Source organism: Ferruginibacter yonginensis (assembly GCF_042651465.1).
Taxonomy (GTDB): Bacteria; Bacteroidota; Bacteroidia; order Chitinophagales; family Chitinophagaceae; genus Ferruginibacter; species Ferruginibacter yonginensis.
This window is the reverse complement of sequence record NZ_JBHSCZ010000001.1, coordinates 195622-208270: the sequence shown is the minus strand read 5'-3', so window position 1 is coordinate 208270 and position 12649 is coordinate 195622. Positions and strand designations below refer to the sequence as shown.

10 protein-coding genes are annotated in these 12649 nt (G+C 34.8%); 7 read left to right on the top strand and 3 right to left on the bottom strand.

What is annotated here, in order from left to right:
• Window positions 1–72: 72 nt before the first annotated feature.
• Together ACFOWM_RS00875 and ACFOWM_RS00870 are read right to left on the bottom strand one after the other, a co-directional pair.
• A complete protein-coding gene (locus ACFOWM_RS00875; RefSeq protein ID WP_379705719.1) occupies window positions 73–1329 on the bottom strand; it encodes a T9SS type A sorting domain-containing protein in 1257 nt (418 codons plus the stop codon).
• Between the two features lie 94 nt (window positions 1330–1423).
• Window positions 1424–2266, bottom strand: a complete 843-nt coding sequence (locus ACFOWM_RS00870; RefSeq protein ID WP_379705716.1) for an N-acetylglucosamine kinase — start codon at window positions 2264–2266, stop codon at window positions 1424–1426.
• Window positions 2267–2505: 239 nt separating this feature from the next.
• On the opposite strand from ACFOWM_RS00870, the gene ACFOWM_RS00865 reads away from it, so the two are divergent.
• The 6 genes from ACFOWM_RS00865 (at window position 2506) to ACFOWM_RS00840 (ending at window position 10949) form a co-directional block, all read left to right on the top strand.
• On the top strand, window positions 2506–4095 hold the full coding sequence (locus tag ACFOWM_RS00865) for a S41 family peptidase (RefSeq protein ID WP_379705713.1): 1590 nt from the start codon (window positions 2506–2508) through the stop codon (window positions 4093–4095).
• An 890-nt stretch (window positions 4096–4985) separates the two neighbouring features.
• The gene (locus ACFOWM_RS00860) at window positions 4986–6341 is read left to right on the top strand and encodes a pyridoxal-phosphate dependent enzyme (protein WP_379705710.1); all 1356 of its coding nucleotides are present in this window, start codon (window positions 4986–4988) and stop codon (window positions 6339–6341) included.
• Between the two features lie 921 nt (window positions 6342–7262).
• Window positions 7263–8078, top strand: a complete 816-nt coding sequence (locus tag ACFOWM_RS00855) for a helical backbone metal receptor (protein WP_379705708.1) — start codon at window positions 7263–7265, stop codon at window positions 8076–8078.
• A 51-nt stretch (window positions 8079–8129) separates the two neighbouring features.
• Entirely contained in the window at window positions 8130–9197 is a 1068-nt protein-coding gene (gene fbaA / locus ACFOWM_RS00850) for a class II fructose-bisphosphate aldolase (RefSeq protein WP_379705705.1), read from the top strand.
• A 16-nt stretch (window positions 9198–9213) separates the two neighbouring features.
• Entirely contained in the window at window positions 9214–10134 is a 921-nt protein-coding gene (accD, locus tag ACFOWM_RS00845; RefSeq protein WP_379705702.1) for an acetyl-CoA carboxylase, carboxyltransferase subunit beta, read from the top strand.
• A gap of 290 nt (window positions 10135–10424) precedes the next feature.
• Window positions 10425–10949 (top strand): REP-associated tyrosine transposase, encoded by a 525-nt coding sequence (locus ACFOWM_RS00840; RefSeq protein ID WP_379705699.1) that lies wholly within the window; start codon window positions 10425–10427, stop codon window positions 10947–10949.
• Between the two features lie 203 nt (window positions 10950–11152).
• Here ACFOWM_RS00840 and ACFOWM_RS00835 read toward each other — a convergent pair whose 3' ends face one another.
• The gene (locus tag ACFOWM_RS00835; protein ID WP_379705696.1) at window positions 11153–11836 is read right to left on the bottom strand and encodes a DUF1345 domain-containing protein; all 684 of its coding nucleotides are present in this window, start codon (window positions 11834–11836) and stop codon (window positions 11153–11155) included.
• Window positions 11837–11921: 85 nt separating this feature from the next.
• Between ACFOWM_RS00835 and smpB the strand changes: the two genes are divergently transcribed.
• On the top strand, window positions 11922–12359 hold the full coding sequence (gene smpB / locus ACFOWM_RS00830) for an SsrA-binding protein (RefSeq protein WP_379705693.1): 438 nt from the start codon (window positions 11922–11924) through the stop codon (window positions 12357–12359).
• The last annotated feature ends 290 nt before the right edge of the window (window positions 12360–12649 follow it).

Genomic DNA, 12649 nt, shown 5'->3' with positions numbered 1-12649 from the left:
ATTGCTAATTAAGAAAATTATTAAAAACAAAAGGGCTGCCAAAGGCAGCCCCATACTTAGTAACCCTATAATTTAAAGTATCACTACTTTGTCTGAAATAATTACACTGTTTTTAGCATCCACTACTTTTACTAAATAAGTACCTTTTGCAGGGCGACTTACCAAATTAATAGGTTGCGATTGCTGCCCTTTCGTAATATTTATTTTAGATGATTGCAACGCTCTACCTGCAAGGTCAGTAACCACTACTGTATACACACCATTTTGTGAACCATCTAACAATACATTAAATGTGTTGCTCATTACTGGGTTAGGGTATACACTATTAATAGCACCGCTTGTACCTGCAATTGGTTGTAATTTACCTATGCTAGCAGCCCTTGCTTGATCTGCTTCTTTTTGCAATAATAAATTGCCACTTGCTAAATCTGCAGCATTGTATTTTACATCTGAACCTTCAATTTTTGTAGCTACTAAATCATTTATGTTCATTTTATAATAACCTTCAAAAGCAGTAGCACTACTTAATACTACCGCACCTGATGCATCAACAGCAGCACCATTAGTGGTGTAGTTTGCAGGTAAACCAGCAATAGTTCCTTTAAATGTAGCAATTTTGGTTTTTACATCTACCACAAAAACATTACGGGTTGCTGCAATAATGTATAACTTACCAAAAGCATCCGCTATCATATCGCCACCCCAGCTGCTGCATTTATTGTGAATAGAAATGCCTTTGTTGGCTTCGTCATCAATTAAACTACCTAAATCAGTTACCACCGGATTTTTACCAGTGCTGAATTTGTACAAATGGTTACCATCGTTGGTAATAGCATAACCATTATCATCTGCACCAATAGCCATACGGGTAACGTTATTGGCTTCATCAGTAGCAGCACTTGCCATGTAGTTAGGCAAGGCAACGGTGTAAAATGCTGGCGTATTGTTTTTAACGTTTACATCCATCCAACGTAATTCGCCCATACGCATTGGTATAAAAAACAACTTTTCTGTTCTTTTATCATAAGCTGCTGCTGCAACAAAAGATGATGTTGGGTATAATGTATTGGTGTATGGGTTGTCGTTATTTACAGCCGTTTGGTTAGTAGTGGTTTTATTGGTAACATTCGTGAAAGTATAATTGGTTTTACTTCTTTCAAAAATATTGTTGGTTACTTGGCCTGTTGCCAAATTAACTTCACGAATATTCATCCACAAAAAATCTTTGTTACCATCGCCTGTAATAGCAAAACCTTTGTTGGCAGACTGTGCATTTGCCAAAAAACTTGCTGCCATTAAACTTGTAGTGAGTAAAATTTTACTTTTCATAAGTGTTATTTAGAGGTGAATAAAAAAACTTTTATTTTGAACACTAATTTAATCAATATTCATCATAAAAAACAAACCAATTATTTAAACGGAATTATTTGCTGTGGTACTTTATTAAACCATCCATTGGGTCTTTTAACACTTTACCCAATTTTAGTTCAAACTCATGGCACATTTGGGCAAGTACATCTTTAAAACCATAAGCTACACTACCCACAAAATTGATGGGCATACTCCAACTTTCACGGTATTTATAAATGTGGTTAAAAAAGAAATCGTTGATGCTATCTTCAATAATATTTTCCACCATATAATGCCCCCTATTTTCAATTAAAAAAGGAACGAAGCTGGCTAGGTAACGATTTGGCAAGGGGTTTTTATATACACTATCTAAAATTTCATTGGTTGTTTGTGGGTATTTTTCTTCAAACTTATCCATCAACTCAGCATCAAAAGTACCGTACAAGTAATGTTGTATTACCTTTTTGCCTAAATAAGTGCCACTACCTTCATCACCTAAAATAAAGCCCAAACCCGGACTATTTTTTACTACTTTTTTTCCGTTGTATAAGCATGAGTTAGAACCCGTTCCTAAAATACAAGCAATACCTTTTTCATCGCCACAAAGCGCTTTGGCAGCTCCTAACAAATCATGATCTACTGTAATTTTTGCTTTTTTATAAAACTTCTTTAAACCATATTTTATTAAGTCGATATTAGCTTTGTTGCTACAACCTGTACCGTAATAATGAATTTCATCGATGGTAACATCGCCTATTTTAGGTAACAATTCTGATAAAAGTATTTTCGCTAAACCTTCATCATTTAAAAAATAAGGACTAATACCTTGCGTACTAAATTTTTTCTTTTTAGTACCGTTTAATAAACACCATTGGGTTTTTGTAGAGCCGCTATCAGCAATGAGCACTGTATGCATAAAATAATTGGTTTGGTATAACAAGGTAAAACATTCACATTAAAAATTAGGCGAAAAAATTATCTTCGCACAAAATTTAATATTGCTTTATGTGATGGAGGCTACAATATTGCTTTTTGGGAGGTTTATGGCACCACCAAAGCGCACCATTTGTTGAGTTTTATGCGTATGGCAGCCAATCATTAACCTGCAATAACAACTTTTACTTACCTTTTTTTATGCGTTTTTAAATATTTATAATGAGTAATAAAAAATTTCAAATTTGGTTACCCTTACTGTTGAGTGTTGTAATGATTGTGGGTATGTTTATGGGTTATAAAATGAGAGATGCCATGCCTGGCAAAAGTTTTTTTTACAATGCAAAACCAAACACTATACAAGAAGTGGTTGATTTAATTAACAGCCGCTATGTAGATGCTATTGATAACAAAACCATTACTGATACAGCCATACAAGCCATACTCAGCAAACTTGACCCCCACTCTGTTTATATACCAGCTGCTGATGTTGCCCAAACCAATGAAGAAATTAAAGGCAGTTTTTATGGTGTTGGTATTGAGTATAGTTTTTTAAATGATACGCTCAATGTAACCAATGTTTTAAAAGATGGTCCATCAGCAAAAGCAGGTATTTTAATTGGCGATAAAATTATAAAAGCTGGCGACAGTACTGTATCTGGCAAAAAAGTAAAGCAAGAAAATGTACGGAGTATTTTTAGAGGTGCTAAAGATACTGACATTAAAGTAGCAATTTTACGCAATGGTAGCCTACAAAACATTACCATTACTAGAGGTTTAGTACCTATTTATTCTTTAGATGTAGCCTATATGCTTGATAGTACAACTGGTTTTATACGACTCAATAAATTTAGTACACAAACCTATCGTGAATTTATGACCAGCATACTCAGCCTTAAACAAAAAGGTATGAAAAGCTTGGTGCTTGATTTAAGAGGTAATGGCGGCGGCGTTTTAGAAGAAGCTACTGAAATTGCAGATGAATTTATAGAAGGCGATAAACTCATTACTTATACAGAAGGTTTGCATGCCCCAAAAAAAGAATTTAGGTGCCGCCGCCAAGGCCAATTTGAACAAGGCAAATTAATTGTATTAGCAGATGAAGGTACTGCAAGTGCCAGTGAAGTTTTGTTAGGCGCTTTGCAAGATTGGGATAGAGCTACCATTGTAGGCCGCCGCACATTTGGCAAAGGTTTGGTACAAGAGCAGTTTAATTTAAACAACAATGCAGCACTGCGTTTAACCATTGCTCGTTATTATACACCCATAGGAAGAAGCATTCAACGACCTTATAATAATGGTAGTAAACAATATTATGCCGCCATAACTAATAGGATGAATGATGGTGAAATGGTATCTGCAGATTCAGTTAAAAATGATACTACCAAAGTGTACAAATCAAAAGCTGGTAAAAAATTATATGGCAATGGTGGTATAACCCCCGATTATTTTGTAGCGGCTGATACCAGTAAAATATCAGCAACTTTTGCCAGCTTATATCAAAAAGGCACTTTAAGTAATTTTGGCTATGCGTATTATCAACAACAAAAAGCCAACTTGGCTCAGTATAAAACAGCAAACGATTTTGTAAGTAGGTTTAACGTGAACGAAAATGCTTGGCAGTATTTTGAAACATTGGCAAAAACTGATAGTATTGCCATTAGTAGCATTAGTACAACTGAAAAAGTATTCTTAGAAAAATCGTTGAAAGCCGCTATAGCCCGACAGTTATTTAGGTTAGATGGTTATTTTCAAGTTCAAAATAAAGACGATCAATTTATTATAAAAGCTTTACAAATTGCCCACCAATAAATAATGAAGCCCCTAAAAAGGGGCTTCGAACAAAGTGTGTGTAGTCAATAAAATCAGAAAAACATTACTGATAGCTTTTACACGAATATTGGATTTTGTGTGTCTGTCAATTACAAAGTAAAAGTAGCAGATGACATTATGCTTATTTGTAATAAATGTTGTTACTTTATAGTAGTTTTTTTTCTACTATCATCACCATCTTCCCTTATAAATTGGTTGTAAAAATGAAGCCCCTAAAAAGGGGCTTCGAACAAAGTGTGTGTGTAGTCAATAAAATCAGAAAAACATTACTGATAGCTTTTACACGAATATTGGATTTTGTGTGTCTGTCAATTACGAAGTAAAAGTAGCAAATGATATTATGCTTATTTGTAATGAATGTTGTTACTTTATAGTAGTTTTTTTTCTACTATCAACACCATCTTCCCTTAAAAATTAGTTGTAAAAATGAAGCCCCTAAAAAGGGGCTTCGAACAAAGTGTGTGTAGTCAATAAAATCAGAAAAACATTACTGATAGCTTTTACACGAATATTGGATTTTGTGTGTCTGTCAATTACAAAGTAAAAATAATATATGCTAAAAGTTAGCGATGTAATGAATAGTATTACTTTTTAGTAGAATATTTACTACAAAAAATAAAGCCCCTAAAAAGAGGCTTTAAAACAACTTGTGTAGTAGTCGATAGATTAGAGAACATGAATTTCTATCAGTCTTTTCATCAATATTGGATAATACGTTTTAATACTATGCTAATGTAGTACAGTTAACCAATACCATATGTAGCAAAGGTTCATTTTATAGTGTAGTAAAATTTCTACAAACAAATAACGACCCTTAAAATACTTAGCAAACTAAAATAGCTACATTTGCAGCCTTAAAATTTTATTATATGTGGTTGAATAACATCCTCGAAACAATTGGCCAAACACCGTTAATTAAGTTAAACAAGGTCACCAAAGATTTGCCTTGTACTGTGTTAGCAAAGGTTGAATATTTTAATCCGGGTAACTCTATTAAAGACCGTATGGCATTGAAAATGCTAGAGGTAGCAGAGCAAGAGGGTAAAATAAAACCAGGCGGTACCATCATTGAGGGCACTAGTGGTAACACCGGTATGGGCTTGGCTTTAGCCGCATGTGTTAAGGGGTATAAATGTATTTTTACTACAACAGATAAGCAATCAAAAGAAAAGGCTGATATTTTAAAGGCAGTAGGTGCCGAAGTAATTGTGTGCCCTACCAATGTGGAGCCAGAAGACCCACGTTCTTACTACTCTGTTTCAAAAAGATTGGCAACAGAAGTACCTAACTCATGGTATGTAAACCAATACGATAATTTAGCCAACAGGTTAGCACATTACGAACAAACAGGCCCTGAAATTTGGGAGCAAACTGAAGGTAAAGTAACGCATTTGGTGGTTGCAACTGGTACAGGCGGTACCATTGTAGGTACGGGTAAATATTTAAAAGAAAAAAATCCGAATATCAAAGTGTGGGCTATTGATAGCTATGGCTCGTTACTAAAAAAATATTTTGAAACGGGTGAGCTTGATCAAAATGAAGTGTATCCATACATTAGTGAAGGTTTTGGGGAAGATTTTGTACCGCAAAACTATGATATGCAGTACATAGATAAGTTTGAAAAAGTAACTGATAAAGATGGTGCTGTAATGGCCCGTCGTATTGCAAAAGAAGAAGGTATTTTTGTGGGATACAGCTGTGGTAGCTGTTTACAAGGTATGATGCAGTTGAAAGCTGAATTAAAACCAACTGATGTTGTAGTTTGTATTTTTCATGACCATGGTAGCCGCTATGTAGGTAAAATTTACAACGACCAATGGATGATGGAAAGGGGCTTTTTAGATGTAAAAACGTTTAAAGATTTGGTAAGTGGCAGGGGTTCACAAAAATTAATTACTGTAACCCCCACACACACGGTTTTAGATGCAGTGAATTTGATGAAGAAATACGATATTGAAAATATTCCTGTATTTGACGGCGAAGCCAATGTAGGCGCTATTTCTGCACAAGGCTTGTTCGATAAAATATTAAACAACCCTGATGTTAAAAATGATACCATTGCAACCGTAATGGAAAAACCCTACCCTTCTGTTGCTTTTGACATGCCCGTGGAGCGTTTGAGCAGTTTTATTACAAAAGAAAATGGTGCGGTTTTAAGCAAAGACGAAAGCGGTTCACACCATATTGTTACAAGGCATGATATTATACAAAGCTTATCAAAATAGCCCTACGTTATAATACTTAAAAAAAATACGAATGGCTCAAACCATTGTAAATGCTGCATTTTAAACCAATGCAGCATTTTTATTTATACCAAATACCTTTAAAGTTGTACGTATTTTTACGCACTAGCTTTACGTATGTAAAACACGTAGTTTGTTACATTATACCCTTTTACACTGTAATTACTTCATTTCAATAAAAGAGAAGATTTGCTCTTGTGTATGGCTATTTTCTGTCGCATCTTTGTGTAAGAAGTTGATTGATAAAGAAACATTATCAATCGCAATCCAAATATCGAAGAAAAGCTTGTAGCGGTCATCTAATATCCCATAGAACAAATTAGAAAGACTTAAAATTCAATATCAATCAACTTCTGTTTTCGCTTTAAGATCTTTGAATAATATCATTTGAAAAAACAAGTTACTTATGCTTTAAAAAGCGATGATAGTAACACCTTAAAATCCAATAAACTGCTTATGCCCCACAGGCGACGATAGCAACAATAAAAAACCAAACCAATATCTTTAGCTTATGCTGTAAAAGGCGACGATAGCAAACAATATCCAAACCATGTTAAACCAAACAAAACAATATCTTATGCTTATGCTGTAACAAGCGACGATAGCAAAACCACGTTTTAATCTTGTACATTTGAAAATAACCTAAATCAATTTTCCCTTGCTTATGCTGTAAAAAGCGATGATAGCAAAACCAAGTGGTCCAAAACCTATAAAAAACCAGTAACACAATATCCAGCTTATGCTGCTAACCACAGCGATGATAGCGAAAAACCAAACACACTGAAACCAGCAAGATATTTGCCTAAAAAGCTAATTTTTAGGGTTTAAAATCTTCCTGAAGAACCTTCGCCATTCAATGGCCAAAAGATTATACTTCCATTATTATTTGCAACACAAATTTTGATGGAAGTTTTTTTTATGCCCCTACCCTCCGTAATTTTAAAAATGTTTATCAACGACCAATATTTTAATCACCAGCCAGCGCCTATCAGTATTATTTCCACCGTTCCATCTATCACTGCATTGTTGGCCTATTTTCAGTTAGATGATAAAGTGCCCGCCATCACCAGTTTTTGTGTGCACCCACCACATTGGCACCAACACAAAAAACGTATAGGTGGTACTAAAAAATTACATGTTGATGCAATTATTGCCTTACAACCGCAGCTTATTATTGCCAATAAAGAAGAAAATGTACAATCACAAATAGAAACCTTGGCGCAACATTGTAATGTGTGGTTGAGCGATGTAAATACGTTTGATGAAGGGTTGCAAATGATCCTTAGCATTGGCCAACTAACCCATTGCCAACCCCAAGCCCATCATTTGGTAACAGCTATACAAAAAGCATTTGCTGAAAATAGTGTAACCAACAAACCTTTAACGGATGCTATTTACTTCATTTGGAAAGATCCCTACATGAGCATTGGCGGTGATACCTTTATAAACAGTATGCTGCAAAAAGCAGGTTTTAATAACATGTTGCAACAGCAGCAACGCTACCCTGAATTAACTATTGAAAAGTTACAACAATTAGCCCCACCAGTAGTACTACTTTCCAGCGAACCTTACCCCTTTAAAGAAAAAGATATAGCGGCTTTACAGCCATTATTGCCCCAATCAAAAATTATATTAGTTGATGGTGAAATGTTTAGTTGGTACGGTAACCACATGCTACATGCAGCCAACTATTTTAAAAACTTACAAGATGTACTTTAGGCATTGTGCTTTAAAAATTAGTTCCTTACATTTGTGAAAACTAAAAAAAATATGGCAAAATACAGTTCCGGAATTTTATTTGGTAGCGAATTAGAAGCTTTGTATAACGATGCAAAAAATAATGCATTTGCGTTACCTGCTGTTAATACTATTGGTACCAATACCATTAATGCAACTTTAGAAGCAGCTGCAGCTGTAAACTCTCCTGTAATTATACAATTTAGTAATGGTGGTGCACAGTTTGTTGCTGGTAAGGGTATGCCTAACGACCAATTACAAGCAAATATTGCTGGCGGTGTTTCAGGTGCGTTGCATATTCATAATGTTGCTAAATATTATGGTGTTCCGGTTGTGTTGCATACAGACCATGCCGCTAAAAAATGGTTGCCTTGGGTAAGTGGGTTAATTGATGCTGGTGAGCAATTTTATAAAGAAAAAGGCCAGCCTTTGTTTAGCTCTCATATGCTCGATTTAAGTGAAGAGCCTATTGAAGAAAATATTGCTACTTCGGTTGAATTTTACAAACGTATGTCGCCATTGGGTATGAGTATTGAAATTGAATTAGGTGTAACCGGTGGTGAAGAAGATGGTGTTGATAATAGCGATGTTGAGAACGATAAATTATACACACAACCGGCTGATGTAGCGTATGCCTACAAAGAACTGAGCCAAGTAGGTAACTTATTTACCGTTGCTGCGGCGTTTGGTAATGTGCATGGTGTGTACAAGCCAGGTAATGTGGAGTTGCGACCAGAAATTTTACACAATAGCCAAGCCTACATTCAAAAAGAATTGGGTACTGCTGAAAAGCCTGTATACTTTGTATTTCATGGTGGTAGCGGCTCACCGCAGCACCAAATTAGAGAAGCCATTGGCTATGGTGCTATCAAAATGAATATTGATACTGATTTACAATGGGCATTTTGGGAAGGTATTTTGAATAATTATAAAGCCAATGAAGGATATTTGCAAGGCCAATTGGGTAACCCAGATGGTGCAGATAAGCCAAACAAAAAATACTACGACCCACGTGTGTGGTTACGTAAAGGCGAAGAAAGTTTTATTAAAAGATTACAAGTAGCTTTTGAAGATTTGAATTGTATTAATAGAAACGCTTAATTTGAAATAAACACTTATGAACAAAGTGAAAGAAGATGATTTTGAAGCAACGCTAACAGGCGAATCAGTTGAAAATGGTGTACAACACAAAAGCAGTTGGTTCAAGCGTATTAAAAAGGGTATTTTAACTTCTACAAAAGATAAAAAAGATGCACCTGAAGGTCTTTGGGAAAAATGCCCTAATTGTAAGTATACCTGCACGGTAAGCGATTTAGCAGAAAATAAATTTGTTTGTCCGAAATGCGAATTTCACCACCGTATTGGTAGCGATGAATATTTTGATATGTTGTTTGATGAAGGCAGTTACACAGAACTTTTTGCCAACATAAAATCAAAAGATTATTTAGGCTTTGTTGATTTAAAGCCATACGACCAACGCTTGATTGAAACCTATAAAAAAACAGAGATACACGACTCTATTACTGTAGCACATGGCAAAACCAATGGGCATGATTTTGTAGTAGCATGTATGGATTTTGAATTTATTGGTGGTAGTCTTGGTAGTGTAATGGGTGAAAAAATTAGCAGGGCTTGCGATTATTGTATGGAGCACCGTATACCGTTTATGATCATCAATAAAAGTGGCGGTGCTCGTATGATGGAAAGTGCTTTTTCGCTGATGCAATTAGCCAAAACATCAGGTAAACTGAACCAATTGGCCGAGGCTAAAATACCTTACATATCGCTTTGTACCGACCCTACCTTTGGTGGTACCACTGCTTCGTTTGCTATGTTGGGCGATGTTATTTGTGGTGAACCAGGCGCCCTTATTGGCTTTGCCGGACCAAGGGTTATTAAAGAAACCATTAAGAAAGATTTACCAGATGGTTTTCAACGTAGTGAGTTTTTACTAGAGCATGGTTTCTTAGATTTTATTGTACACAGAAAAGATTTGAAAGAAAAAATGACCAACTTGTTGGTACTTTTTAAAAACTAAATATTACAGTAATACTATAAAAAAGCGCCTTTCAAAAAGAGGCGCTTTTTTTATGCTTCAATTGTATTGTTGTTCAACAAAATATTATTTGCTTAAGCCTGTAATAAAATTAACGGAGAGTGCCACTACAAAAGCAATTGCTCTTCGAGATGTTAGCGTAGCGCATCTCGAAGCCAAATAATGCAGATTTTTAATCTGCAAATAATACTGCTCTTCATGATATTAGCGCATAGTATTTCGATGATAGGTAACAAAGATGTTTAATCTGCATAAAATATCTAATTTTAAATATGGCTTATGAATATCGAATAAAAGACCAAGGTGGATTATATTTTATTACCTGTACGGTACATCAATGGGTAGATGTATTTACAAGAGAAACTTATATCGAAATTTTATTGAGTAGTTTAAGATATTGTCAAGAAAAAAAGGGGCTAAAAATATATGCTTGGGTAGTAATGAGTAACCACATTCATTTAATTGTTCAAAGTAGTCAAAATAACTTGAGTGATATCATCCGAGATTTTAAAAAATTTACAGCATCAACTATTTATGCTGCTATTGAAAATAATAAAAATGAAAGTAGAAAAAATTGGTTACTATGGCTTTTAAAAAAAGAAGATAAAGTTTGTTTTTGGGAGCCAGGTTATCATGGTGAAGAAATATTTGGAGAGCAATTTTTACTATCAAAAATTAATTACATACACAATAACCCTGTAAGAGCAGGTATTGTATTATATGAAGAAGCATATAAATACAGCAGTTGTAGCGAATTTTATGGAACAAGCAAAAGTTTGTTAGAGCTTAGTAGGTAAGAAAGATATATTTCTTTCAAATCAAAAGATTAATATATGCTGTAGTATCATCTCTTAAAAATGGTTTCTAAAACTTGGCAGGTAGGAAAGATAGATATCTTTCTCATTACAACTTCGAGATGCGCTGCGCTAACATCTCGAAGAGCAATAGCCTCACAAAAAGAGGCGCTTTTTTTATGCTTCAATTGTTGTTCAACAAAATATTATTTGCTTAAGCCTGCAATAAAATTAACGGTAAGTGCCACTACAAAAGTGTTTAGCACAAATGAAATGAGGCCATGCAATAAGGCCATACGGCGTATTTGTTTATCGGTTATTTCAACATCAGACACCTGAAACGTCATACCAATAATAAAAGAAAAATAAGCAAAATCGAGGTAGTTCGGCAAGGCTTCGCCGGGGAAGGTTAAACCGCCTTTAATACGCTCATCACCACGTTTCACACAATCGTAATACAAATGGGCATAATGAAAAGTAAGGATGGTATGCACCATAATCCACGATAATATAACTGATACAAAACACACCAATACGGTTGCCCAATCACTTTTTTGGTGTTCATTACTTGTAACCACTAATATTAACACCGTAACCATGGCAGCAAACGAGGCTATTACCGTGGCTGTAATCACCAATGTTCTACTACCATCATCTGCAATGGCCAACCTTTTAATATCATCTATTGATCTTGTAAACAGTATAATCCAAGATGTTAATACGTACGTGAATGAAAACATACACCAACTGGCAATAATGCTGAACAATATAGGATCATCGCTTTTGTGCAATACAAAATAAGTAACCACAGCCAATACCAAACTCAAGGTCATGCGCTGCAATGGGTGCATTTTTAAAAATATATTAGCTGATTTTTTGGAGGTCGACATAACATTATTTTGTCAAATGTAGACAAACATCTTACCTAAAAAAACAAGTTCGCTGTATGTTTTTTATCTTTGGCAAAAGCACAACGTGGAACTGAATAATAAAAAGGCGTATTACGAATATTTTTTTGAAACCACCTACACCGCTGGCTTGGTGTTGAAGGGTACTGAAATAAAATCATTGCGAACCGGCAAAGCTAGTTTTAATGATAGCTATTGCATTTTTGATAAAGGCGAATTGTATGTAAAAAGTTTACATATATCTGAATATGCATTTGGTACTTACATGAACCATGAGCCAATGCAAGAGCGTAAACTGTTGCTCAACAAACGTGAATTAAAAAAGCTAGAAGAAAAAAGCAAAGAAAAAGGCTACAGTATTATTCCGCTGAAAATTTTCATCAACGAAAAAGGGTTGGCTAAAATTGATATTGGTTTAGGAAAGGGCAAGAAAAACTACGACAAAAGAGAAACCATTAAGCAACGTGAAAACGATAGGGATATTAAACGTACCTATGGGTTGTAAAAGCTGTTGTTACTTACAAAACCTATAAGGTTTTAAAAACCTTATAGGTTTACACAATGCACAATAATTATAATGATAACAAATAAAGCAGCCCCGGTAGCGTAATTGCCGGGGCTTTTTTGTGTTGGTTGGTGAGATTTATATTTTAGTAAAATGGGATTTTAGTGTTCATAATGAAAGACTAAAAATTGCTCTTTCAAATTGCATTTTTTAAAACAACTCCCCTATTTTTCAACTGCCTTTTTTACAGTGATATTTAAATGCTTACGCTGAAAAAGTTTTGATAGCTT